Source organism: Streptomyces sp. SAI-170, from assembly GCF_049739565.1.
Lineage (GTDB): Bacteria > Actinomycetota > Actinomycetes > Streptomycetales > Streptomycetaceae > Streptomyces.
Genome location: NZ_JBMGQD010000001.1, coordinates 8,369,269 through 8,394,636, shown reverse-complemented (window position 1 = coordinate 8,394,636; position 25,368 = coordinate 8,369,269). Strand labels below are relative to the sequence as shown.

Genomic DNA, 25,368 nt, shown 5'->3' with positions numbered 1-25,368 from the left:
GGGAAAACGAGATCGCTTCAGCCGATGGAGAGGGACACGTGAGCGTTGAGCACGACGGTGTCGTGTCTCTGCACAAGGACGACCGCGTCTCGGCGCACATCGACAGTCTCGTCCCCGCGGAGCAGCACGGCATTGCCGGCGCCACTCAGGTGGGTGTACGACCAGCCGTCGTCGGAGAGTTCGAGGGCCCCGTGCGTGCGGCTGATGTCGGGCCGACTGATGTTGATGTCCTTGAGGCTGCGCCCGATCGTCACGTAATTCGATTCGGTACGGTGCGTGGCCACCACGGCGTCGTCCACGACCACCGACACATCGAGGACCTCCTGGAGGGTGGGACCGCCCGCCGACAGCTCGCCGTCGTAACGAACGCGCAGAGAGCGCGTGTCAGGGAAACGTAGGACACTTCCGTCCGGAACGAACACGGTCGTGCCAGGGCGGATACGCACCCCCTGGTCTTCGTCCGACACGACCGACACGACACACTCCGAAGACTTCTGGACCCATTGGAAGCCGGGCCGCCCGTCGACGCTGTCGAACCAGCGGAAGGCCCCGACCACGGTGCCACCGTCATCCGGCCTTCCCACGGCCGGTCCGTCCGCTGTCATGAAGAGCGGCAGGTCCAGCGGACGCCCGAGGTAGAACTGCGCCGCCTCGCCACCACGCCCCTCACGCTGTCCCTCAAGAAGCACAAGAGTGGCACCCGCTTGCGGGGAGCTCTCGGCGACCAGCGGTACCCACACGCGCTGCTCTGCGGGCTCCGAGGACGTGCGCCGCAAGAAGCCGCGGGAGGCGCCCACCTCTGCCGTCAATTCCAACCAGCCGTACCTGACTTCGTCCTGACGGACGAAGAACCGGAACTCCCGACTGCCGACAACTGCACTGCGCCTGCCAGGAATTGTCCACTCCAGGTGGTCCGTCCCGATTCCGACGACGTTGCTGACCAGTTCCTGACGGCTCGTGGTCCGATTCACGCCGCCACCGATCGTGCCGATGCCCGGGGTGACCGAGACGTTCGCGCCGGTCGTCGCCTGGGTGTCCACGTACTCCACAGACGGTGACGGCGCACAGGCCACCGGAGTCGGGCAGCCACGAGGCGCACGGAGCCGCGCGGACACCACCAGGTCGAGTCCGGACTTCGCGTGCACGGACCGTACGGTGACGGGGACAGAGACGGCGAGGAAGCGCGACGCCTCACGCACCGACCCGGTGATACCTGCCTCTTCGAGCATCGATGCGGTCGCAACATCGCAGTCGATCTCGCCGATGACGACCGCCGAAGCTCGTGCGGACCGGCCACCGCCCTGTCCGTGCATCGGTCAACCTCCTGCCCCTGGAAGGGAGTTCAGCGCACCGTCATCATGCCCGACATCACCGAGCGCGCACCATCTGGAAGTCGTCGGTGGAGATACTGGTGTGCTGAGTCGTCAGATGCTCGTGCGTACCCGTGGGCGGGATCGGTGCGGAGGCGCCGAGGCCGAGATCCTGACCCTGGCCGGCGCGGCTCGCTTTGCCGCCGCCGCGGCCAGGATCGCCGAGTTCTTCGAAGCGCGAGCGACGGGCCGAGATGGTCGATGTGCGGTCGGCTGCGGACCTCGAGATGGCGAACAGCCGTGACCGGCCTGCCGAACGATGTGTGGGCACAGGCGGGAAAGGGACTGCCCAGTAAGGCTCGGACGACGTTGCACATCGCTGACTCCGGGGTGGAGGGACGGCGCGCAGCAGCTCCCACAGAGGCCGTGAGCCGGATGCCCACACTGCGAGGGTGTTGCGGTCTGCCTGGCGAAGGAAACGGCGCGGTGACCCGTCCATTGGTCACCATGACCGCGACGTCGGCGCCGTGGACTTGGCGGGCGGTGCCGTTGAGGACCTGGAGGTCAGGAGTGCCGACCGCAGACCCGGCGAGGCCTTTGCGCCTGTGTTTGCACTGGATCACCCATCGCCGTCCGTAGGGGTCGGTGGCCTTTCCGTCGGCACCCAGATGCCCGCCACCGCCGACGCGGACCGCGTCCTGGTAGCCGTCACTGCGCATCAGGTTCCCACCGCGTGTTCGAACCGGGAGTGGTGCCGGGCGTCCAGCTGAGTCAGCGCATACCGCCGCCCCTGCGCCCGTGCCGCTTCCCACCGCGCCTGCTGCTGCCGATCAGCCGGTCATCCGCGCGCTGTCGGCGGACCGGCCGGCGGGTACGCCGCCGCGCCGACGGGCGCCTGGACGTCGCAGCCCTCCCCTTGCGTCCGCGGGGGCTCATCGGCTGGGCCTGCGTGATGCCGCTCGACAGCTGTTCCAGAATGTTCAGGAGGCGCCCTCGGCGACGCCACCGTGCTGGAGGCGAGTTGCCGACGAATGGCACAAAGCCATCGGACTTAGCTGAATTCGAAGAGCCACCGAAGTCGGAGTCTTCGTAGCGAAACTGCACCGACGGCGGAAGCGGTCGGCGGCTGGTTCACTCCTGTACGCGGTAAGTCGGCCCACCACGCCTCGGGGTGGGGGCATCCGCAGCGATCTGGCGTTGCCTTCACCATGCGGTCCACGCAGCCGTCAGAGCTGATGGGCGGGCGGCCGGTCGCAGCCATGCCATGGTCCGCCGCGAGCAACCCGGGAGGCCCCTTGTCCAAGATCCCGGCGATTCGATGAATCGGCGACCACACGGCCGGATCGTCGATGACGCGGCTGAGGGGCACCCCCGCCACACGCGGGGTGACGATCTGCCCAACTCAAAGCCCACTGCGTTGGCCTTCGCCGACCCCTGGCGCGGGCTCAAGAGGCAGAAGCGATCCAGTCGTCGTTCTTCCGATGACGGTCCAGTCCCACGGCCTCGAACTCATCCTCGCCAAGGCTGCTCCTCGCGCCGAGTTGGCGAAGAGCCTGCGAGATCGGGCTGACTGCTCGCGAGAGCCACTGCTTCGCCGGCACATCCAGGGGCCCCACTGCCAGCGCCCCGTCAGTCCAGACGGCGGCCCGTTGCTCGCCGACGCCACCGAAGTACTCGGCCTCGACATAGGCGACGGGCCCTGCAGTGGACCACTGGGTGAGCACCCTCTCGAAGCCTCCTGGCAGCCGCCAAAAGCCCAGAACGCCTGAAGTGCTGCCGTCCGTGAAGGCGTCGAAGACCTCATCTGTCATCGGCATCAGCGCCAGGCCCTGCCGGAGGGGCGCCACTCGGGCGCCAGGAACGTCGTGTGACGCGGCACGTAGCAGCTCGTCTCCCGCGATCACCGCTTGCAACTCGTAACCCACCGAGCCCCTCCCCCATCGATCAGAGACCTCATCATCTCTCAGCCACCCCGGGCGAACGCGCGTGCCTCATCAGGCCCACGACCCTACCGTGCAGGGATCACGGAGAGACCATGGAGCGAGTCCGGCGCCGTGGTGGCCGATTGCTGAGCCATACCGGTCTGCAGCGGGCCGGCGCTTCTCGACGGGGCGTGTCCTTTGCCTATAGCTGGGCCGAAGCGAACCCGGCCAGAAGAACAGCGGTGCCGCCGATCTCAGTGATGATCAGTGCATTGCGTGCACCGCGGCCGGGCCTCAGATCGCGCATCTGATTGTCGGTGCGGGCCTGGATCCCAAGCCGCACGTAGTTCGAGATCGTCACCGTGAACATGCCGATGATCGCTGCGGCGGCGGTGATGTTCACCGCGGACGGCCAGCCGGAGAACTGGACGAGTGGTGCGACGACGGCCGACGTCGCGAAGGAGTACATCAGTCCGGCGTTGTGCGCGACGTCGACGTAGCGGTGTGCCGTTCCGTCCGGGGACGATATCGACTGCTGCCATCTCCATACCCCGAGCATCATTGCTGCCATGAAGAGGAGGCCGGCGGCGAAGAGGACCCAGGCTGTTTCCTGGCGGATCATTGTGTACCTCCGAATGCTGCAGGAAGCTGCCCGCCTTTGGGGGCGGGCAGCTTTGCGTCCGGTGACATTGGTTGCGCTGGGGCGGCGCCGCGCGGTCCGTTTCCCGCAGCCGCGCCGGCGGGTTCGGTCCGCTACTCGGGCAGCGGGTGCAGGCGGCTTCTTGCGCGCGTCACCTCATGAGCCAGTTCAGGAACTGGCTCCACCGGCCTGTGGCCTCGGACTTGCGCACGGCGCTGGGCTGCTCGGTGCGCTCGCCTGCGGGTGCCTGGCCCGGAGCGTGCACCCGGCCGACGGGCGCGAGTGGGGTGAAGCGGGCCGGGAGCGCTGTGAGGCCGCGAGTGAAGGGGCCAGGGCGCCACGTCAGGCTGTTCTCGGGAACGGCGAGTTCGATGTCAGGGAGCCTGTTGAGGAGGTTCTCGACGGCAGCAACGGTGATCTGCCGGGCAGGGTCCTTCGAGGGGCAGGCATGTGGGCCCGCGCTCCATGCCAAGTGTGACCGGTTGCTGCCGGACTGCCGTGCGGCGGTCAGTGCAGGGCTGTTGTTGGCCGCGGCGAAGCTGACCATGATCAGGTCGCCGGCCTGGAACTTCTGCCCGGCGAACTCCATGTCCGTGGCGGGGTAGTGCGGCGCGAGGTTGGGCACCGGGGGGTTCTCCCACAGGGTGTCCTCCATCGCCTCATCGATCAGTCCGCCCTGGTGGGCGTACTCATCGTGGGTGAGGATGCGGTGCAGGGTGTTGCCGATCAGGTTGCGCAGCGGATCGGCGCCCGCCCCAAGGAGCAGTGAGAGCTGGTAGACCATCTCCTCGTCGGCGAGGTCGGCCTCGTGCTGCATCAGCCATGAGGTGACGTCGTCGCCGGGGCGGCTGCGTTTGAGAGCAACGAGTTCACCGACGGCGCCGAACAGCACCTCGGCGGCCCTTTCGGCGTTGATGCCGTCGAACATTCCGGAGATGCCGAACAGGATGCGGTCGCCGATGTCGGCGGGGCAGCCGAAGAGTTCGTTGAACACGAACAGCGGAAGCTGCCTGGCGTAGTCGGCCATCAGGTCGGCGGAGCCGCGTGAGCCGAACTGGGAGATCAGGTATGCCGAGATCTGTTCGGTGCTGCGGGACAGCCGGCGGGTGTCTACGCGCGCCATGGTGTCGGTGATGGCCTGGCGCAGGCGCAGGTGCTCGGCGCCGTCGCTGAACATGGCGTTGGGGCGGTACGCCAGCAGCGGGACGACGGGGCTGTCCGGCGGGATCAGCCCCTCGTTGAAGGCGCGCCAGCGGCGCGCGTCCTTACGAAAGGCGCCGTTGTCCTGGAGCAGGCGCAGTGCTGTCGCGTAGTCGGTGACGAGGGTGGCTTCGACGCCCGGGGCGAGTTCGACGGGCGCGGTGGGGCCGTATCGCCGCGCGTAGTTGTAGTACGCGTGCGGGTCGGCCGCGAAATCCGGCCCGTACAGGGGTATCCGCCCGGCGGCGTGGGCGGGGCATCCGGGCGGGGGCACCGCATCGGGGGTGTTGGCGTCCATGACTGCTTACTTGCTCCTGGGGGCGCGGTCCAGGGGGACCGGGGCGGGTGTCCGGGGCGACGGTCGTGCGTCGGGTCGCAGGTTACGACGTGCAGGCCGTCGCGCAGACCGCACGGGGAGTGGTCACTTCCTCAGCCAGGACAGGAACTGGCTCCATTTCCCTGCATTTCCCGACCTGCGCTGCCCGGCGGCGGGCTCCGCCTGCGTCGTCGTGTGCTGGGGGTGGGGCGGTGCAGTGGGCTGCCCCACGGCCTGGACCGCGCTGAAGCGGACGGGGAGCGCGGTCAGAGCGCGGTGGAACGGACCGGGGCGCCAGGTCAGCAGAGCTGCCGGCACGGCGAGTTCGATGTCCGGGAGCTGGCCGAGCAGATTGTCGACGGCGGTGACGGTGATGAGCGTCGCGGGTCTCTGCGACGGGCAGGCGTGGGGGCCGGCGCTCCACGCCAGCGAGGCCCGGTTGCCGGCCTGGCCCTTCGTCCGCGCCGTGGCCGTGTTGGCGGCCGCGAAACTGACCATCATCAGCTCGCCCGCTGCCACGTGCTGACCGGCGTACATCCGGTCGGCCACCGGGTAGTGCGGAGCGAGGTTCGCGATGGGTGGGTTCTGCCACAGCGTGTCGTCAATGGCATTGCGAACGTCCGGGTAGGCACCCCGATCGTGCGTAAGGATGCGGTGCAGGGTATTGCCGATCAGGTTGCGCAGGGGCTCCGCGCCCGCCCCGAGGAGCAGTGAGAGCTGATGGACCATCTCCTCGTCGGTGAGTTCGGCCTGGTGCTGCATCAGCCACGAGGTGACGTCGTCACCGGGGCGGGTGCGCTTGAGGGCCACCAGCTCACCGACCGCCCCGTAGAGCACCTCGGCCGACTCCGCGGCATTGACTCCGTCGAACATGCCGGAGATACCGAACAGCACGCGGTCGCCGATCTCCGCAGGACAGCCGAACAGCTCGTTGAAGACGAACAGCGGAAGCTGCCTGGCGTAGTCGGCCATCAGGTCGGCTGAGCCGCGTGTGCTGAACTGGCCTATGAGGTACGCGGAGACCCGCTCCGTGATCCGGGCCAGTCGGCTGGAGTCGATGCGGGCCATGCTCTCGGTCACCGCCTGCCGCAGCCGCTGGTGCTCGGCGCCGTCGGCGAACATGCAGTTCGGCCGGTACGCGAGCAGTGGCACGACCGGGCTGTCCTCGGGGACCTTGCCGCTGTTCAGGTCCCGCCACTGGCGGGCGTCCTTGCGGAATGAGGGGTCTCGCAGCAGATTCAGCGCGGCCGTGTAGTCCGTGACGAGGGTGGCCTCCACGCCCGGCGCGAGTTCCACGGGTGCCGTCGGCCCGTAGTGGCGTAGGAAGTCGTAGTACGCCTGCGGTTCGTCCGCGAACTCGGGCCGGTACAGCGGCACTCTGCCGCCTGAGTCATGAGCGGGGCACCCCGGTGGTGGTACAGGTACGGAGTGGGCATCCATGTCGTGTCTTGCTCCTTGCTCCTTGTAGCACGGGTCCATCACAGTGCGGAAGCCAGAGGGAGACGTCTGCCGGTCATCCGGCTGCCCCTTCAACGCCCACACGCCGCAGGCGAGACGGGAGTGGCGAGTTACGGTGCACCTGCGCTGCCTCTGGGTGGCGCCACAACTGTCGCAGATTTCCCAGCAGTTCACAGTTGTACGTCGATCCTGCCGGTGTACCGAACCGATCGAAGACAAGCCGTGGACCACCCCTCGCGGCGGCACTGCGGCACTGCGGTGCTGCCGTGCATCGGCGGCGGCGATACGAACAGGTATGCATGAATCGACCGCGTCTACGTCCCGCCCGAGTTGCTGCCGGACGACGCCTACGGACCAGCCTGTCTACGGATGAAGTGGCCCACCGACGAAGCCCCCGTGGCTAGGGTGGTCACCCGTACGGGGGTGTAGTTGCACTGGCAGTGAACGGCAGGACGCGGGGGGCTTGCGGTGGGGTCTGTATTCGTCGACCGAGTCGAGCACATCGAGGCGCTGGAGGGGTTCCTGTACGAGGTCGCTCAGGGCAAGGGCGGCGTGTTCGTCATCCAAGGTGAGCAGGGCATCGGCAAGTCCGCTCTCCTGAAGGAGGCCGTCCGGCGGACTCAGGGGCGCGCGGATGTGGCCGGTTGCCGGACCGTCCAGGTGAGATGCCTGAGCTGGATCGGCGCGGACAACGCGTACGGTCCCATCATCGATGTCCTGATGATGTTGCAGCCGCCGCGCCGGTCGGTGTTCCGTCTCTTCGGGCGCTCCACGGTTCAAGCCGTCCCGGAACTGGTGTCTTTGGTGCCTGCATTGGGCCCCCTGCTCAAGGCCGCCGCGCAGATCACTCAAACCGCTCTGGACTCCGGGTCGGCGCAGGGCGACAGTCTGATGCCCTATCGGCAGAGCGTGGCCCGGACCGTGGCGACGGCTCTGGCCGACGCTGCGGCGCGCGGCGGGCCGACGGCGGTCTTCATCGATGACGCCCAGTGGCTCGACCCCAGCAGCCTGCTGGTCCTGGAGCATCTGGTGGAGCTGCTGGAGCGCGGAGGGCCGGCCATCGGGTTGGTCCTCGGGCACCGAAGCGATCCTGAGACGGAGCCTGGCATCGTCACCGACGCGCTCGCGCGCTGGGAGATCCAGGGGTTGCTGACCCGACGCCGGCTCGATGGCTTGCCCGAGCACGCCGTCACCGACCTGGTCAGGCTGCATTTCGCCGGCCGGGTCGCCGCGGCCGTCCCCGCCAAGTTGATCGAATTGACGAAGGGGCACCCCGTCTTCGTCACGCAGTGTCTGCGGCTGATCGGTCCGGACGGGGTGTTGAGGGGTCCGTTGCCCGAGACGGTAGGGCCACTGGTGCGCGGTCGGCTGGCCGCCCTTGACCCGGCCATGATGGAACTGCTGGTGATCGGCGCGACCCAGGGCGAGACGTTCGAGACCGGCGTGGTGGCACGGGTGGCCGGACAGCCGACGGACGAGGTCGTACGGCGGCTGCACGAGCTGAGCCGACGGCACGGGCTGATCGTCGCGGTGCCGGCGCCCGACTGGGCCTTGGACGCCTTGTCCGACCACTACCGTTTCGAGAACACTCTGCTGCAGATGGCCGTGCGCGCTGAACAGAGCCCCGCCCAGGCCAGAAAGCGGCACCACCTGATCGCCAACGCCTTGGCGGAGTCGACGAACGGAAGCGGAACCGGCACCCTTCCGCTGCCGGTACGACTGGACATCGCACGTCACTACTCCTTGGCACGACAGTGGGACGACGCCGAGCGGGAACAGTTCGCACTTGCGCGGGCGCTGGCCGTCGGCGGGCTCTCGTTCTCCGAGGCTGAGGCCATGTGCCGGCAGGCGGTGGAAAGTGCCCGCAGGCTTCCTTCTACGGCCGATGAACGCGATGGCCGGTTGGCACGGGCGATCGAGCTCTTGCTCTCCCTGACCGAGGTCAGCTGGCGGAGCCGCTCAGGTACGGCCGATGGCGAGGATCTCGAAGCCTGGGCGCGCGAGGCCGAAGAGGCCGGCCGACGCAGCGGCGACCTGCCCTTGATCGCCCGCACGGCGTTACTGCACGGCAAGTGTCTGCTGCGTACGCAAGGTCTGCAGCCCGCCCTCGACAAGCTGGAGGAGGCCGTGGGGCTGGCCCGGGACTGTAACGACCCCTCCGCGTTGTTCGTGGCCCTGGCCGAGTACGGGAGCCAGCTGCCCAAGCGCGACCTTGCAGCAGGGCTGACAGTACTGCGCCAGGCGGAAGAGTTGTACGAGCGTGCGGGGCTCCACAACAGCGGTGACCCTGTGGTCGGCCACGTCCGCAACCTCGCCGAGATGCAGTTGGGCGTCACTCTCTTCGACGCGGGCCACCTCGTCACGGCCAGGGACCGGCTGGCCGGCTGCCTGCAGCGGCTGAGAACCGATCCCGCGCACGCCGAGCTGCCCGTCGGCCTCAACTATCTGGCGCAGGTACAGCGGGCCATGGGATCCGAGAGGGAAGCCCGCGACGCCCTCGAAGAGGCGTTGGCGTTCGAGGAGGCGCGCGGTGGAGCGAGCGGCTGGCACGCCAACAATGTGGCTCTGCTCGCTCTGTTGCTCAGCAGCGAGCCGGGCGAGCGTGACCGCTGCAGGGCCATGGTGGAGGCGGCCTGGCAGGAGACCCGAAGGACCTGGCTGCTGGATCTGGTGCCCATCGTCAGAAATCTGTATGCCGAAGTCGTGCTGAATCTGGCGGGCAGCGATCCCGCTGAGCTGGCCGTGGCGGACCGGCTGGCCGAGGACACCGTACGGGAGACCTCTCAGACGGGAATGGTACGAAGCGGAGTGGCGGCATTGATCCTGCGCAGCCGTATCCACCTGGGGCTGGCGGACGTCACCGCGGCGGCCGGGTTCGCGCGCGAGGCGGTGGCCATCCTCGACCGGGTCGGTGACATGCCGGCGCTGCGCACGGAAGAGGTGCTGTATCACGCGTCGCTCGCCCTCCGAGCGACTGACAGTCCGGAGGAGGCCGGTGCCCTCGCCCTACGGGCCCGCACCGAGGTGTTCCGCAAGGCGGAGCTGATGACCAGCCCGGCGGACCGGGACCAATTCCTGCGCGGGGTCGCACTGAATCGGGCGATTCTCGCAACACCGGTACCTCTCGGCTCCGAACGAGACCATCCGCGGTGGATATCTGGCCTTGAATAGGCTCCGTCGGCCGTTGACCACCCAGGGGTGTCGTGATGCGGTATTCGCTCGGGATATTCGATGGTCGCCGCTTGTTGATGGTGGTCATACTGCCGCGATGGATCCAGTGACGCTTGAGACCGACCGTCTGGTGCTGCGGGCCTTCACCCATGGCGACGTGGATGCGGTGTACGAAGCCTGCCAGGACGAGGACATCCAGTTCTACACGCCGGTGCCGGTGCCGTACCGGCGTGCGGACGCGGAGAAGCTCGTCCACGAGAAGCTGCCCGCTCAGTGGGCCGAAGACAGGGACTACACCCTCGGCGCGTTCCGCAAGGACACCGGGGCCCTGGTCGGCTCGTACTGCCTGACCCTCGTCAGCCGCGGGGTCTGGGAGCTGGGTTACTGGGCGGTCAAGGAACAGCGCGGACGTGGGTACTCGGTGGAGGCCGCCCGGGCCCTGTGTGACTGGGGCTGGGACACCCTCGACGTCCACCGCATCGAGTGGTGGGCCATGGCCGGGAACACCGGCTCGCGTGCCGTCGCCGAGAAACTCGGCTTCACCCTCGAAGGGACACTGCGCAATCGCGGCATCGCCAACGATGGCAAGCCGCACGACTGGTGGGTGGGCGGACTGCTGAGGCCCTGATGCCCGGTCCGGTGCTTGGCCTACGCCGTGATCATCAGCAGGCAGCCGTGACGTGGCACAGTGGCGCAACGGTTCCACGACCTGGTCGGCGGCCTGGCGGCGCCCGGGAGGCGGTGCAGCAGGCATACGGTGGCGTGGGCCAGGCTCGTAGCAAAGGAGCGATCTGCCCCCGGCGTCCCGGCGCGCGGCACGGGTACAGTGATGGCGGGCGCGGTGAGATCACGAGGAGTGGATGTTGACCGCCGTCAGCCTTGAGCACACCACCGTCCCCGCCGACGCGGGAGAGGTGACCCTGCTGATAGCCCGCCGAGTGGAGCCGGGCCACGAAGCCGCTTTCGAGCGGTGGGCGAAGGGAATCCTCGAGTGTGCCGCCACGTTTCCCGGGCACCTCGGGTACGGGTTCTTCCGGTCCTCCGGCGGGGACGCGCCATGGTTCCTCGTGCACCGTTTCCGGGACGCGGAGGCATGCCGGACGTGGCAGGAGTCGCCCGAGCGGGCGGCCTGGTTCGCCGACTGCGACGGGCACCACCACACCGAGGTAGCCCGACGGGAACTGACCGGTATGGAGACCTGGTTCGCCAAGCCCGGCTCGACCCGGCCGGCGCCCCCGCGGTGGAAGATGGCGATCAGTGCGACCTTGGCCATCTACCCGATCTCCGTGCTGGGCAGCCTCTTCCTCATGCCCCACCTGACCGCGCTCCCCGTGCTGCTCAGCAGCGCGGTCGTGGCCTGCGTCTTCAACGTGCTCATGACGTACGCGGCGATGCCTGCCGTGAGCAGGCTGCTGCGTCGCTGGCTGGCCTCATAGCGCTGACAGCACCCCCGCGCAGGAGCTGTCGGCGACTCGCGCCAAGTGCCTTCTCGTAGGGGCATGCTTCACACCAGGGCGGCCTGCTCCTCCTCGGCGTGTGTCAGCTGCGCGAGCAGGTCCCGGAAGCGCTCCTGCCCCAGAAGCTCACCGCTCTCCTGTGCACGCTCCGTGGCACCCCCGCGATCGATGGCCAGCCAGTGGAGCATGAAGGCCGGAAGGTCTCCCGGGGCGCCGCACTCCTCCGCGGCCGCTCGCCGCAGGTGCGGCACCCGGTCCAGCACCGCCTCCAGATAGTCCAGCGTCAGTTCGGGAATCCGGTGCCGGACGTACATGCGCCGCACCGCCTCGGCATCCGTGTCGGTGTCCACCCCGATGTGGTCCCTGAGCGTGCGCAGGATGTCCGCCGCGTCGTCGGCCGCGATCGGCCCGAGCCGTCCCTTCGCCCTTTCCACTGCCAGAATGAGCTGGATCGTCGTTTCACCGCAGCGCAGGTCCTCGCCCGTGGAGGCGTCGACGATGTCGTCCACCACACAGCCGACTGTCGACGCGCCGGCGACATAGTCCATGAAGGCCTCGCCGTCGGTCAGTTGAGCGCCGTAGCCGGCCAGCAGACGGCTCATGTCGACGAGGAAGTGGATCCAGTCCGTGGCACGGTTGAACACCACCGACTGGTAGTCGTCCGCTGTGATCTCGTCCACTGTCAGAGGAGAGTGACCCGCTCCGCCGTTCGAAGCTTCGGCACGGCGTAGATCCATCATCGAGTGATACGCGAAATAGTTCGAGAAATGGGCGACTTGCCGTACCGCGCGGTCGCGCATCTCCCGCTTGAACGGGTGACGGTCGGGCACCACCGCCGAGAGTACGTTCAGCGTTTTGGCCACCGCGATGAAGCCATCGTTCGCAAAGGACCGAGGATGCTGGAGATGCCACGGTGCATGGCCGTTGCGCAAGCGTGCGCCGTCCCTCCAGTCGTCCATGACGATCGTGACTGTGGTCAGCCAGTCCGCCGCGGCCGCCACCGCGTACACCAGGCGCATGTGCGTCGCGCTCTGATACTCCGGCGGCGTGATCCGCCGGTAGAAGTGGATCACCAGCGCTGCCGCGTAGTGGTGCTGCCACGACAGGGACCACAGGCTGCGCATGAGATGTTCGGCCCACGCCTCGTTGTGCTTCCCGTTGAACGCCGAGCCGTTGTGGCCGAAGAGCGGAATCGCGGCCAGGTGATCATGCACTTCGCGGTAGGGCCCGTCCACCTCCTGCCGCAGCGCCCCCAGGTCCAGCTCCCCATACAGGTGGAACCGCTCCGCCGTCAGGTTTTCCGCCGGCAGGGTCACCCGGCGGGCGTCCGAGCCGTCCGGCAACGCCAGACAGCCATGCGCGAAATCAGCGGTCCGACGATTCGCAGGGTCGTAGCAGCCCACGAAACGGGGCTCATCCAGACGGAACAGTGCACGCAGATCCTCTTGGGAGGACACAGGCTTTCCCTTTCCTGACGACGGCACAGCAGACGATGGCCGCTTGTCCCACCGCGTTCCGGAGCGAAGGCAGCCCGCCCAGTTGCCTATCAACAGACTCCGCAGGTGACATGGCGCCCCTGTGTCGTGTCACCCGCTCAGCGGAGGGACTTCACCGCATGAACGATCTTTCACCAGGGACGCCCAGGGCAGAGCCTGCGCCTTCCGGCCGAGTGACGGAGAGCCTCCTCATCCGCTCCCCGCGCCGGCCGCCCGGGTTACGGCGCGGGAACGGCGTTGTGCGCGACGGCGGCCGCGTACCAGCGGGCGCTGGACTTCAGGGTGCGGCGCTGGGAGGCGAAGTCGACGTGGACGATGCCGAAGCGCTTGCTGTAGCCGTAGGCCCATTCGAAGTTGTCGAGGAGAGACCACAGGAAGTAGCCGCGTACGTCGGCGCCGTCCTCGATGGCGCGGTGCACGGCCGCCAGGTGGGCGTGCAGGTAGGCCACTCGTTCGGGGTCCTTGACCTCGCCGGAGGGGTCGGCGTAGTCGTCGTAGGCCGCGCCGTTCTCGGTGACGAGCAGCGGAGTGTCCGGCAGGTCGTCGCGCAGGCGCAGGAGGAGTTCGTGCAGGCCGTCCGCGTCCACCGGCCAGTCCATCGCGGTGCGCGGGCCGGGGGCAGGCAGGAAGCGGACGTGCTGTTCGGCGCCCGCCCACGGGGAGGGCGACTCGGACGTACCGGCGGCGACCACGGCGGGCGAGTAGTAGTTGATGCCCAGGGAGTCGATGGGGGCGGAGGCCGTCTCCAGGTCGCCGTCGTCCACGAAGGACCAGTCGGTGATCGCGGCGGTGTCCTGGACCAGGTCCTCGGGGAGGCGTCCGTGGAAGACCGGGTCGAGGAAGATCCGGTTGCCGACCGCGTCGATCCGGCGGGCGGCGTCCACGTCCTCGGGCGCCTCGGTGTGGGGGCGCAGGGCATGGAGGTTGAGGGTCAAGGACACCTCCGCGGGAGCGGGGAGGGCCGCCCGCAGGGCGCGGGTGGCGAGTCCGTGCGCGAGGTTGAAGTGGTGGGCGGCGCGCAGTGAGGCGAGCGCGCTGGTGCGGCCGGGGGCGTGGACGCCGTTGCCGTAGCCGAGGAAGGCCGCGCACCAGGGCTCGTTGAGGGTGGTCCAGGTCGCGACGCGGTCGCCGAGCGCCTCGGCCATGAGGCCGGCGTAGTCGGCGAAGCGGTACGCCGTCTCCCGGTGCGGCCAGCCGCCGGCGTCCTCCAGTTCCTGGGGCAGGTCCCAGTGGTAGAGCGTGGCCACCGGGCGGATCCCTGCCTCGCGCAGTTCGTCGGTGAGCCGCCGGTAGAAGTCCAGGCCCCTTTGGACGGCGGGTCCGCGGCCGGTGGGCTGCACACGCGGCCAGGCGATGGAGAAGCGGTAGTCGGTGACGCCGAGGCGGCGCAGCAGGGCGACGTCCTCGCTGAGGCGGTGATAGTGGTCGGCGGCGATGTCGCCGGTGTCGCCGTTGCGCACCTTGCCGGGCGTACGGCTGAAGGTGTCCCAGATCGAGGGAGTGCGGCCGTCCTCGGCGGCGGCGCCCTCGATCTGGTAGGCCGCGGTGGCGGTGCCCCAGCGGAAGTCGCTGGGGAAGCGGAGCATCGCGGCGGTGTCGGGGCGTGCATCGAGCGCGGTCATGAGGAGGGGGCTCCAGAGGGGTGTGAGGTCTGAAGAAGGGTGTGAGATCTGGGGTGGGAGGGTGCGGCGGACGGGCTGGCGCTGGATGCCGGGCTGATGGGGCGGCGACTGCTGCCCGCCCGGGGGCCCGCGATGCCGGGCTGATGAGACGGCGCCTGCTGCCTGGGGGCCCACGTTGCCGGGCGGTCACCGCCGCGCGGGTCAGCCCTTGACGGCCCCCTGCATGATGCCGCCCACGATCTGCCGGCCCAGCAGACCGAAGACCAGGAGCACGGGCAGCGTGCCGAGCAGCGTGCCTGCCATGATCACGGACTGGTCGTGGACGTAACCGCCGCCGAGCTGGCGCAGTGCGACCTGGACGGTCGGCTCGGAGGAGGACAGGGCGACGATGGGCCAGAAGAAGTCGTTCCAGGCGGCCATGAAGGTGAGCAGGCCGAGGACGGCCATCCCGGGCCGGGCGACAGGAACGACGATCGACCAGAAGATCCGGGCGGTGGACGCACCGTCCACGCGGGCCGCCTCGATCAGCTCGTCCGGGAGGGACTGGACCAGGTACTGGCGCATGAAGAAGACGCCGAAGGCCGAGACCAGACCGGGCAGGATCACCGCCTGGAGCTGGTTGACCCACTGCAGCTCGGCGATCAGCATGAACAGCGGGATCACACCCAGCTGCGGCGGGATCATCATGGTGCCCACGGTGACGGCCAGCAGGGCGCCCCGTCCCCGGAAACGGAGTTTGGCGAAGGCGAACCCGGCGAGGGTGCAGCACAGTACGGTGCCCAGCGTGATCGAGCCCGAGACGATCAGGGAGTTGAGCAGCGCCTTGCCGATGTCGGCCTCGTCCAGCACCGCCTCGAAGTTGCGCATCAGGTTCGGGCCGGGCAGCAGCGAGGGCGGCACCCGCGCCATGTCGGCGTTGGAGCGGCTGGCTGCCACGATCGTCCAGTAGAACGGGAACGCGGAGATCAGCACGGCGACGATCAGGATCGCGTAGGCGAGCTTTCCGCCCTGCATGGTGCGGCCCGCCCGGGAGCGGCGCGGGCGTTGCGGCCGTGTCCGATGTTCGGGGGGTGCGGCCGGCGGGCTGGCCAGTGCGGTCATCGGACGGCCTCCTTGCGGGAGCGGCGGCGCGCGAGGAGGGCGTTGAGCCCGACGAGCACCAAGATGAGCAGGAACATCACCCAGGCCACGGCGGCGGCGCGGCCGAGGTGGAAGAAGCCCCAGCCCTGTTCGTACATGTAGAGGCCGAGCGTCTGGTACTGGTGCGAGATGCCGCCGGAGATCGAGCCCTCGAAGAGCAGCGGTTCACCGAACAGCTGGGTGGCGCCGATGGTGGAGACGACGACGGTGAAGACGATGGTGGGGCGCAGTCCGGGCAGGGTGACGTGGAAGAACTGCCGCCAGCGGGAGGCCCCGTCCATCTCGGCCGCCTCGTAGAGCTCGGCGGGGATGGACTGCATTCCGGCCAGGTAGATCAGCGCGTTGTAGCCGGTCCAGCGCCAGATGACGATCGTGGAGACGGCGACCTGAGAGGCGACGGTGCCGGTCTGCCAGTCGATCGGGCCGATGCCTACGAGTCCGAGGACGTAGTTGACCAAGCCGTAGTCGTGGCCGAACAGCTGGGCGAAGACCAGCGTGGCCGCGGCGACGGACGTCGCGTACGGCAGCAGCATCGCCGTACGCAGGAAAGTCCGGCCCCGCAGCTTGTAGTTGAGCAGATGGGCCAGGCCGAGCGCCATCACGAGCTGGGGGACGGTGGAGAGCACCCCGATGGTGAACGTGTTGCGCAGCGAGAGCCAGAAGTAGTCGTCCGACAGCAGCGCGGTGTAGTTGCCGAGACCGCGCCACTGCATGTCGCCGGGTGTCTGCAGTTCCACCCGGTACAGCGACACGAAGGCCGTGTAGATGAGCGGGAAGAGTCCGAAGGCGGCGAACAAGGTGAAGAACGGGGCGATGTAGGCGTACGGCGAGAACTTCTGCCAGGCCCGCCGGGCGGCGTGGGGCCGGGGCGGCGCCGCCTGCTTGGGTGAGGCCGGTGGGGCGGAGGCGGTGAGGGTCACGGTGCGGCCCTTCGAATGGTCGGAGCGGGGTGCGTGGGGTGCGGCGGGCCGGGCGGCGTGCCGGCCCGCCGGCGATTCCCGGTCAGCCGGTGATGTTCGCGACGCCCTTCTTGGCGTTCTCCCAGGCCTTGTCCGGGGCCAGGCCCTTGCGCTCGACCTCGCTCAGGGCGTTGGTGATCTGCTGATTCACGTTCTGATCGTGGATGCCGAGGACCTGGACGGGAGCGGCCTTGGCGGCGTCACCGAAGATCTGGCCGATCGGCGCGCCGGAGAAGTAGGGGTCCTTCGCGTCGGCGATCTTCTCGATGGCGCCCGTGGCGGAGGGGAAGCTGCCCTGCTTCTGGAAGAGCTTGGCCTGCTGCTCGGGCGCGGTCAGCCAGGCGATCAGCTTGTAGGCCGCTTCCTTGTTCTTGGCGGCCTTGGGCACGGCGAGGTAGGAGCCGCCCCAGTTGCCCGCGCCACCGGGCAGCGCGGCGACGTCCCACTTGCCCTTGCCGGTCTCGCCCGCCTGGCCCTTGATGTAGCCGAGCATCCAGGCCGGGCAGGGCAGGGTCGCGAACGACCCCGCGGCGAAGGCCTGGTTCCACTGCGGCGACCACTGGTCGAGCTCGGCGCTCAGACCGCTCTGCGCGGCCTCCACCGAGGTGTTCCAGGACTCCTTCAGGGCCGGGTTGGTCTCCCAGATCAGCTTCCCGGAGGCGTCGTAGTAGCGCTCCTCCTCCTGGCCGATCATGACGGAGAAGAGGCTGCCGACGCTGTCCAGCCAGGCGCTCTTTCCGGGGGCCTTCTTCTTGTACTGCTTGCCGAGCTGGAGGTAGCCGTCCCAGGTGGACCACTTCTGGGCCAGTTCCGCCCGGTCGGTGGGCAGGCCCGCCTTGGCGAAGAGGTCGGCGCGGTAGCACATGGCCTCGGGGCCGACGTCGGTGCCGAGGCCCAGGACCTCGCCGTTCGCGCCGGTGGCGGCCGCCCACTTGGCCTCGGCGAACTCGCTCTTGAGCTGGTCCGCGCCGTACTTGCGCAGGTCCTCGAACTTGTCGGCCTGCTGCTGGGTGACGGAGGCGATGCGGCCCACCTCGACGGCCTGGACGTCCGCCAGGCCGCCGCCGCCCGCGAGGCGGGTCTGGAGGGACTTCCAGTAGTCGGCCTCGTCCTCGGTGTCGGTCTGCTTGATGGTGACGCCGGGGTTGAGCTTCTCGTACTCGGCGTAGAGCCCGGCCTCCTTGTAGCCGAAGGAGCCGAAGAGGTCGACGGTGACGGTGACCTTTCCGTCGGCGCTGGAGGCGCCGTCCGACGAACCTCCGCAGGCGGCGAGGAGGGCCCCGGCGAGGACCACCGCTCCCAGTCGGACGGTGCCCTTCTTGGCGGCTCGGGCTATGGGCATGGGAAGCCTCCTTGGCTCCTGGTGGAACGAGCGCCGAACGGTTCTTGAGAGCGCTCTCAAAACGTGGGTGGAGCGTGCCCGCATCAGACCGGCCCCGTCAAGACTTGAAGAGATAACGAAGCGGCGACACAACGGATTTTCCGTTTTGCACCCATAGACGCCTCGCCTTGCGCGATGTATTGACAACCGATTTCAGGAGTCTTACGTTTTCGGCCACCTGAGAGCGCTCTCAGGCCGGGTTCTCAAAGTCTCCCCAGAGCGGTTCCGCCGCCGTCAAGGGCACCCCGGTGCGCTGCGGCCCTCCGCTGAAGAGCCCGTCCCTCTCGACGACATGAGGTGTTCCCCATGCCAGCTCCCCGACCACGGCCGACGGCCGCAGTGGTCCTGGCCGCCGCCCTGGCGGCCGTGGGCCTCGGCCCGGCCGCGACTCCGGCGACGGCCGCCACCGTCCCCGTAGGAGCCGGGAGTTACTCCGACACCCGCCCGTCCGGCACCACCGGCCCCACGAACAACACCGGCGCGCCGGTCACCCCCAAGGTGACCCAGGCCGCCCAGGGCAAGCCCGTACCCACCAACGACTGGTGGTCCTCCCTCGCCTTCCAGCGCTACGGCGACAACCCCTACTCCACGCCCATGTACGGCCACCCGCTCACGTACCAGGCCGTCTCCGGCGGGCTGGAGATCGGCTACCCCACCAGCCCGGCCGTCGTGGGCGAAGGCCGCCAGTACGAGTACGCCCACAAGCGGGACCTCACCCTCGGCCTGAGCGGCCTGAACTCACCCGACACCAAGGCAGACTCCTGGTCCGACTGGACCGTCACCCCCTACTGGTCCGACGGCACCCGCACCCTGCGGACCACCATCGGTCACGGCCTGCCCTTCGTGTACGCGCAAGGGTCCGGCGGCAACGCCCAGGTCACCACGGCGTCGACGCCGACCGTCTTCTCCGACCAGGGCAACGTCGTCGGCATCACGGTCGGCGGCCACCACTACGCCCTCTTCGCGCCGACCGGCACCGACTGGAACATCTCCGGCACCACGATCAGCGCCGGCCTCGGCGGCAAGGACTACTTCTCCCTCGCCGTGCTGCCCTCCACCGACGCGCTCGCGACGTTCCGCAAGTACGCCTTCAGCTTCGTCACCAGCTCCCAGGTCGACTGGAGCACCTCCGGCGACACGGTCAGCGCCACGTACAGGCTCACCACCGAGGCCAAGGAGGGCACCGAGCGCGGCACCCTCCAGGCCCTGTACCGCCACCAGTGGCTCCACACGGCCGACGCCCTCACCGCGTACACCTACGTCTCCCCCCGCGGCACCATGAAGGTCCGCGAGAGCGCCTCCTTCACCACCCGCCAGAAGGCCGCCCCGGTCCTGCCCGCGCTGCCGAGGACCAGCGCCGTCGACACCTCCCGGCTGCGCACCTATCTGTCGGAGGTCGCGAACTCCTCCGACCCGTTCTCCGGGGCGACGGACACCTACTGGACCGGCAAGGCGCTGGGCAAGCTCGCCCAGCTGGTGCCGCTCGCCGACCAGATCGGTGAGACCGCGGTCCGCGACAAGCTCATCGGCCTGCTCAAGGGCCGCCTGCAGGAGTGGTTCACCGCGGGCGGGGCGAGCGAGTTCTCCTACGACACCAACTGGAAGACCCTCATCGGCTACCCGGCCTCCTACGGCAGCGACGCCGAGCTCAACGACCACCACTTCCACTACGGCTACTACGTCTACGCCGCCGCGATCGTCGCCCAGTACGACGCCTCCTGGGCCGCGGACTCCGCCTGGGGCGGCATGGTCAAGGCCCTGATCCGCGACGCCGCCAACCCGAGCCGCACCGACAGCGCCTTCCCGTTCCTGCGCGGCTTCGACGTCTACGCCGGGCACAGCTGGGCCTCCGGCCACCAGGGCTTCGCCGCCGGCAACAACCAGGAGTCCTCCTCGGAGTCCACCAACCTCAGCGCCGCGCTGGTGCTGTGGGGCTCGGCCACCGGCAACACCGCCCTGCGCGACCTCGGCGGCTACCTGCTCGCCACCGAGGGCGAGGCCATCGCGCAGTACTGGTTCGACGCCGACCAGCAGGTCTTCCCCAGCACCTTCACCCACGACACGGCCGGCATGGTCTGGGGCAGCGGCGCGGCCTACTCCACGTGGTGGACCGCCAACCCTGAGGAGATCCACGGCATCAACGTCCTGCCCGTGACCGCGGGCGGCTCCCTGCACCTTGCCGGGGACAAGGACGCGATCCGCCGCAACCTCGCGGAGCTGGAGCGTGAGAACGGCGGGCCCGCCGTCGAATGGCGCGACATCCTCTGGGAGTTCCAGTCGCTGGCCGACCCGTCCGGCGCGAAGTCGAAGTGGGACGCCGGCAACACCGGATACACCCCGGAGCAGGGCGAGTCCAAGGCGCACACCTACCACTGGATCACCAGCCTGGACGCGCTCGGCGCTCCCGACCCCTCGGTGACCGGCGACCTGCCCACGTCCGCGGTGTTCACCAAGAACGGCGTCCGCACCTACGCCGCCCACAACTACGGTTCAACGGCCCGCACGGTCACCTTCTCCGACGGCAAGACGCTCTCCGTCCCCGCACGGTCCACCGCGACCGGCACGGGCGCCGACACGGGCACCGGCAACCCCGGGACGCCCACCGGCAGCGTCTTCCAGCTCCGTACCGGCGGCACCCTGACCACCGCCACCGGCGCCACGGCGGGCGCCGACACGATCGCCTCCGCCGGCGGCCGCAACTACGACGGAACGCCCACCAACCCGCTCGTGTACCAGGTCACGGGCGTCAACGGACAGCTGAAGTCGGGCGCCACGACCGCCTTCCGGCTCCCGGTCGACTCCAGCACGGCTGTCGGGGTCGCCCCCCAGGCCCGGATCAGCTACGACCTCACCGGCGACGGCACCTTCGACCGTGTCGAGACCTACCGGTACTTCGCCACCGACCCGGTCACCGGGTGGGAGGAGTACAACCAGGGCGCCGGCCTGAAGTCGGCCACCGGAACCCTCGGCAACCTCGCGAACGGAACCGTACGGCTGGAGCTGTGGAACGCGATCGGCAGCGCCGCCTCGCAGGTGCGCACCGGCACGGACACGTCCGTGGTGGTCATCCCCTACGAGTGACGCGTACGGCAGCACCCGGCAGATGACGGCGGGCGCGGGGCCCTCGGGCCCGGCGCCCGCCGTCGCCGTAGACGCACGCCTGGGCCGGTGGAGCAGCCCGGGACCGGCGGGGGTGGCCCGGGCCGGTCAGGCCGAGGCCCGGCGGATCAGCGTCGTCGGGGTGATCACGGAGGCGGGCACCTCCTCTTTCGGCGCGTCCAGCAGACGCATCAGCAGCTTGACCATGATCCGGCCCATGCCCTCGATGTCCTGGCGGACCGTCGTGAGCGGCGGCTCCGCGGCCTGGACCACCGCGGCCATGTCGTCGAAACCGACCACCGCGACATCCTGCGGCACCCGCACTCCGCGCTCGCGCAGCGTACGCAGCGCGCCCATCGCCATCGTGTCGTTGGAGACGAAGACCGCGTCGATCTCGGGGCGCCGGTCCAGCAGCTCCCCCATCGCGCGGGCGCCGCTCTCCTCGGTGAAGTCGCCCTCGCACAGCAGCAGCGGATCGGCGTCGACCAGGACATCGCGGTAGCCGTTGATACGGTCCGTCGCCGAGGTCTGGTCACGCGGACCCGTGATGTGCGCGATGTGCGTGCGGCCCAGGGAGATCAGATGCCGCACAGCGTCCCGGGCGCCTCCGCGGTTGTCGCAGTCCACGAACGGAATGCCCAGGTTCTCGCTCCCCACGGGTCGGCCCCCGAGCACCGCCGGCACCCCGGTCCGGGCGATCAGGGCCGGCAGCGGGTCGTCGTCGTGGACGGAGAAGGCGAGCGCGCCGTCGACGTGCCCACCCCCCAGGTAGCGGGCGATCCGCTCGTGATCGCCGGGGCCCTCCGCCCACAGCAGCACCAGCTGGACGTCGCGTGCGGTCAGCTCCCGGCTGATCCCCCGAACCTGCTGCTCGAAGAACGGGTCGGCGAACACCCGGAACTCGGGCTCCGCGATGATCACCGCCACCGCACCGTTGCGCCGGGTGACCAGGGTGCGGGCCGCGTGATTGGGCACGTAGTCCAGTTCCTCGACCGCCCGGCGCACCTTCTCGACCAGTGCGGGGCGCACACCCGCGCCCCCGTTGACGACCCGGGAGGCCGTCGCACGGGACACACCGGCGCGTGCCGCGACGGCTTCCAGCGTGGGACGAGGCCTCACGGTCTGCTCGGGCAAGGCGGGCGCTCCTCCTGTGTGCGTCTGCGTCTGCGATCCCTCCGCGGTGGACCGCCGCGGGGCTGCCATGGATCTGTGCGCACCAGAATAGACGCATGCAGCGGCGCTTGAGAGCGCTCCCAAGCATGGGCTTCACGGTCGAGCGGCTCAGCATGGCGTTGATGCATGACGTCGTCGCTGTTCCTTTTGACGCCGGCCAGGCAAAGATGCTCGCTACTTTGGGTTCTGTCTCGCTACTCTGTGTATTCACATCGCGGCGAGCTTTGGGGTACCTGTGACGCAGATCCGCATTGCCACGTTCAACCTGGAGAACTTCGACGAGCCTGCCGCGGGCAAGGGCCCGCTGCTGGCTGACCGCATCGCGCTGATGAAGCCGCAGATCACTCGGCTGCGCGCGGACATCGCCTGCTTCCAGGAAGTCCACGGCCAAGAGCGCCCCGGCCGGCCGCGCGATCTGCTCGCGCTCAAGGAACTGCTCGCCGGCACGAACCTCGCCGGCGCGTCCCTGACCAGTACCAAGCCCGCGAACGACGCGGTCTTCGACGTCCGCAACCTCGTCATCGCCACACACCTGCCGGTCATCAAGCACCAGCAGCTGAAGAACGACCTGGTCAACAAGCCCCACTACCAGCGGCTCACCGCCAGCCCACCCGATGCGGCACCGATCGCGATCGGTGTCGAGCGGCCCATCCTGCACGCACAGATCGACATCGACCACGCAGCTCCCGGACGCCTGCTGCACGTCATCAACGTGCACCTCAAATCCAAGATCCCCAGCGACATCCCCGGTCGGCTGACCGGTCCCCACGAGGACGTCTGGAGCAGCGCCGACAGCTGGGCAGAAGGCAGTTTCATCTCGTCGATGAAGCGCATGAGCCAGGCGCTGGAAGTCAGGCGCCTGATCGACCAGATCCTCGACGACGACCCGGACGCGAGCATCATCGTCGCCGGTGACTTCAATGCCGAGCCCGAAGAAGTCCCGGTCCTGGCCATCTGCGGCAACGTCGAGGACACCAACAACAGCGCGCTCGCCACCCGGGTCCTGGTCCCCATCGAGCACACCATCCCCAGCGAGGCCCGTTACACCCTCTTCCACCAAGGCCGCGGGCAGATGATCGACCACATGCTCGTCACCCGCAACCTCCTCGCCCACTACCGCGGTTCAGAGATCCACAACGAGATCCTCCACGACGACTCCATCGCCTTCGCCACCGACATCAAATACCCCGAGTCCGACCACGCCCCCTTCGTCGCCACCTTCGACTTCGACTGAACTCGCAGCGCCGTGGTGACCGACGCCGTCGAGGCGCCACCGTGGTCCACCGTTCCCTTGACGCAGCACTGGATCAGGAAGGCCGGCGCGATTCGGGTTCCGGCTCGGAAGGGTCCTGGGCCGGCTCTATTTGCTCGGTAGCTCCAGTCAGTTCCCTCCATGCCTTGACCAGCGGGATGCAGGCCTGGAGCAAGCGGGTGAGAGAACGCGGCACATGTTCCATGGCGACGAGGCAGGCCAGCACGCCCGTCGTGGCGGTGACGAGGGTTTCTGTCATGCCGTTGTCGTAGGGGGTGCCGCGGCCGACGCATCACGTCCGGGCGGTGATTTCACACGTTCGGGGATTCCTTCTCAGCATTGCGTTATCCACGGGCCCCTCCCCTCCCTACAACGCTCTCAGAACGTGACCGCATCGGTTCGCAGGGAGAGGTATGCCCGACGACCAGTTCGACGGGGCTCCACAGTTGGGGGCCCAACAACTGCCGGCTGCACGCACCGGCACCGACGTTCCTGAGTCCCCCCTCTTCAGGATGGAGATCGAAGCGGATTCCGCCGCCCTCGCCCGACTCGCGGAGAAGACCGCCGCCGAAACCAGCCGGAGAGCAGCCGACGATGCAGCCGTATATGAAGTCCTGGCAGCCGCACAGTTCGACGGCCCGGCCTGGAATCTCTTCGCGCGGGCGTTGACCGAGTACGCCTGTCCCATTGTGACCAACTGGCTCTATACGGGGGAGATCTTCACCTTGTGCGCTGACCGGGGACGGCCTGTTCGGGCACCCCGGACGCAGCAGGACATGGAAACGCTGCGCACCGATCCGGACGAGCGGGAGGAGCTCGTCTGTGAGGTCGTCGCACGGGCGCTGCACCTCTACCGCCGGTGCGCACTTGCCGGCACCGGCTGGCGCCCGGACGGCGGCGCGTCCCTGAAGAGCTATTTCGTCGGTGCCGTCCTGGGCGAGTTCGCCGAGGTCTTTGGCCGCTGGGCTTCAGAGCGCGCCCGGCGCCCACCGTGTGAGCCGGACGGCATGAACGCGTTGCAAGATGTCGCAGCTCATCGAAGTGAGGAACCCGAGAGCCAGGCGATCGGTCATGACGCTGTGCAGCGGTTGCTCGCGGAGGTGAAGGACGAGACCACGCGCACCGCTCTGTTCCTCATGCTGAGGGGTTACACGAGGAAAGAGATCGGCGAATTCCTCAACCTGTCGGCGGCGGCCGTCGCGATGCGCATGTCCCGCCTGAGAAAGAACCGGCCGCAACACGGCGGCCAGGAAGAGCAACTCACCCCCTCGACGGCGCGGGACGACAGGGAGGACGCGTGAAGCGGGAAGAACGCCTCGCAGACGGAGTCGCAGAGGCCATCGCGAGGATTCAGGAGGCGGAACTGCTCGCCCCCGAGGAGCTGCGCCCGAGCGTGCGTGCGTGCCTGGAACACCTCACGGAACTGCAAGAGCGCATGGACCGAGAGGCCGAAGGAAGGGGCGCACGAGCGGGCGGCGTGACCGGCCCCGACTTCGCGACCTTGCTCAAGCAGTCCTCACTCGGCACACCAGGCGCGACGGCACTGCGCGCTCGCACCGGCGCCGAGGTGCGGGAGCGCATCCAGAGGCGGTTGTCCGAACTCGAGGAGGGCGTCCCCACCGATGCGCCGCCCCACAGCGTCGGCGAAGCCGCACCCGTACGAAAGGTCGCGGGGCAAGTGGGCACGCTGCTTCGCAGTTACTTGGAGCAGCGCCGTCAGCACGCCGAAAAGCAGCCGGAGCACAAGGAATGTCCCGACCCTTCGGAGGTGA

At 68.8% G+C, this 25,368-nt stretch carries 18 protein-coding genes and 1 pseudogene; 6 read left to right on the top strand and 13 right to left on the bottom strand.

Annotated elements, in window-relative coordinates; all coding sequences use genetic code 11:
- Positions 1 to 17: 17 nt before the first annotated feature.
- The 6 genes and pseudogenes from RKD23_RS37670 to RKD23_RS37645 all read right to left on the bottom strand — a co-directional run bounded on the left by RKD23_RS37670 (position 18) and on the right by RKD23_RS37645 (position 6,828).
- Positions 18 to 1,313, bottom strand: coding sequence for a hypothetical protein (locus RKD23_RS37670; protein ID WP_424857848.1), 1,296 nt, complete (start codon positions 1,311 to 1,313; stop codon positions 18 to 20).
- A gap of 382 nt (positions 1,314 to 1,695) precedes the next feature.
- Positions 1,696 to 2,139 (bottom strand): annotated as a pseudogene (locus tag RKD23_RS37665) (restriction endonuclease); the annotation flags it as partial.
- Between the two features lie 616 nt (positions 2,140 to 2,755).
- Entirely contained in the window at positions 2,756 to 3,235 is a 480-nt protein-coding gene (locus tag RKD23_RS37660) for a hypothetical protein (protein WP_424857847.1), read from the bottom strand.
- 199 nt (positions 3,236 to 3,434) lie between these two features.
- On the bottom strand, positions 3,435 to 3,854 hold the full coding sequence (locus RKD23_RS37655) for a hypothetical protein (protein WP_424857846.1): 420 nt from the start codon (positions 3,852 to 3,854) through the stop codon (positions 3,435 to 3,437).
- Positions 3,855 to 4,023: 169 nt separating this feature from the next.
- Positions 4,024 to 5,370 carry a cytochrome P450 gene (locus RKD23_RS37650; RefSeq protein ID WP_424857845.1) on the bottom strand — a complete coding sequence of 449 codons (1,347 nt, stop codon included), beginning with the start codon at positions 5,368 to 5,370 and terminating at the stop codon, positions 4,024 to 4,026.
- A 123-nt stretch (positions 5,371 to 5,493) separates the two neighbouring features.
- Positions 5,494 to 6,828 (bottom strand): cytochrome P450, encoded by a 1,335-nt coding sequence (locus tag RKD23_RS37645; RefSeq protein ID WP_424857844.1) that lies wholly within the window; start codon positions 6,826 to 6,828, stop codon positions 5,494 to 5,496.
- Positions 6,829 to 7,314: 486 nt separating this feature from the next.
- Between RKD23_RS37645 and RKD23_RS37640 the strand changes: the two genes are divergently transcribed.
- The 3 genes from RKD23_RS37640 to RKD23_RS37630 all read left to right on the top strand — a co-directional run bounded on the left by RKD23_RS37640 (position 7,315) and on the right by RKD23_RS37630 (position 11,453).
- Positions 7,315 to 10,017 (top strand): ATP-binding protein, encoded by a 2,703-nt coding sequence (locus tag RKD23_RS37640; protein WP_424857843.1) that lies wholly within the window; start codon positions 7,315 to 7,317, stop codon positions 10,015 to 10,017.
- A 97-nt stretch (positions 10,018 to 10,114) separates the two neighbouring features.
- Positions 10,115 to 10,645, top strand: a complete 531-nt coding sequence (locus RKD23_RS37635) for a GNAT family N-acetyltransferase (protein ID WP_424857842.1) — start codon at positions 10,115 to 10,117, stop codon at positions 10,643 to 10,645.
- A gap of 235 nt (positions 10,646 to 10,880) precedes the next feature.
- A complete protein-coding gene (locus RKD23_RS37630; RefSeq protein ID WP_424857841.1) occupies positions 10,881 to 11,453 on the top strand; it encodes an antibiotic biosynthesis monooxygenase in 573 nt (190 codons plus the stop codon).
- Between the two features lie 68 nt (positions 11,454 to 11,521).
- Here the strand turns inward: RKD23_RS37630 and RKD23_RS37625 are convergent, their stop codons facing one another.
- From RKD23_RS37625 to RKD23_RS37605, 5 genes are all read right to left on the bottom strand, one after another.
- A complete protein-coding gene (locus RKD23_RS37625) occupies positions 11,522 to 12,931 on the bottom strand; it encodes a polyprenyl synthetase family protein (RefSeq protein ID WP_424857840.1) in 1,410 nt (469 codons plus the stop codon).
- A gap of 257 nt (positions 12,932 to 13,188) precedes the next feature.
- Positions 13,189 to 14,592 (bottom strand): GH1 family beta-glucosidase, encoded by a 1,404-nt coding sequence (locus RKD23_RS37620; RefSeq protein ID WP_424857839.1) that lies wholly within the window; start codon positions 14,590 to 14,592, stop codon positions 13,189 to 13,191.
- 201 nt (positions 14,593 to 14,793) lie between these two features.
- Positions 14,794 to 15,693 (bottom strand): carbohydrate ABC transporter permease, encoded by a 900-nt coding sequence (locus RKD23_RS37615; RefSeq protein ID WP_424857838.1) that lies wholly within the window; start codon positions 15,691 to 15,693, stop codon positions 14,794 to 14,796.
- Positions 15,690 to 16,652: a carbohydrate ABC transporter permease gene (locus RKD23_RS37610; RefSeq protein WP_424857837.1), complete on the bottom strand. Its 963-nt coding sequence runs from the start codon at positions 16,650 to 16,652 to the stop codon at positions 15,690 to 15,692. The genes RKD23_RS37615 and RKD23_RS37610 overlap by 4 nt, the downstream gene beginning before the upstream one ends.
- Before the next feature lie 82 nt (positions 16,653 to 16,734).
- Entirely contained in the window at positions 16,735 to 18,033 is a 1,299-nt protein-coding gene (locus RKD23_RS37605; RefSeq protein ID WP_424857836.1) for an extracellular solute-binding protein, read from the bottom strand.
- Positions 18,034 to 18,378: 345 nt separating this feature from the next.
- Here RKD23_RS37605 and RKD23_RS37600 point away from each other — a divergent pair, with 345 nt between their 5' ends.
- Entirely contained in the window at positions 18,379 to 21,153 is a 2,775-nt protein-coding gene (locus tag RKD23_RS37600) for a glycosyl hydrolase (RefSeq protein WP_424857835.1), read from the top strand.
- Positions 21,154 to 21,279: 126 nt separating this feature from the next.
- On the opposite strand, the gene RKD23_RS37595 is transcribed toward RKD23_RS37600, so the two are convergent.
- The gene (locus RKD23_RS37595) at positions 21,280 to 22,305 is read right to left on the bottom strand and encodes a LacI family DNA-binding transcriptional regulator (protein WP_424857834.1); all 1,026 of its coding nucleotides are present in this window, start codon (positions 22,303 to 22,305) and stop codon (positions 21,280 to 21,282) included.
- Positions 22,306 to 22,579: 274 nt separating this feature from the next.
- Here RKD23_RS37595 and RKD23_RS37590 point away from each other — a divergent pair, with 274 nt between their 5' ends.
- The gene (locus tag RKD23_RS37590; RefSeq protein WP_424857833.1) at positions 22,580 to 23,578 is read left to right on the top strand and encodes an endonuclease/exonuclease/phosphatase family protein; all 999 of its coding nucleotides are present in this window, start codon (positions 22,580 to 22,582) and stop codon (positions 23,576 to 23,578) included.
- 73 nt (positions 23,579 to 23,651) lie between these two features.
- Here RKD23_RS37590 and RKD23_RS37585 read toward each other — a convergent pair whose 3' ends face one another.
- Positions 23,652 to 23,855: a hypothetical protein gene (locus RKD23_RS37585; protein WP_424857832.1), complete on the bottom strand. Its 204-nt coding sequence runs from the start codon at positions 23,853 to 23,855 to the stop codon at positions 23,652 to 23,654.
- A gap of 154 nt (positions 23,856 to 24,009) precedes the next feature.
- Between RKD23_RS37585 and RKD23_RS37580 the strand changes: the two genes are divergently transcribed.
- Positions 24,010 to 24,897: an RNA polymerase sigma factor gene (locus tag RKD23_RS37580; protein WP_424857831.1), complete on the top strand. Its 888-nt coding sequence runs from the start codon at positions 24,010 to 24,012 to the stop codon at positions 24,895 to 24,897.
- The last annotated feature ends 471 nt before the right edge of the window (positions 24,898 to 25,368 follow it).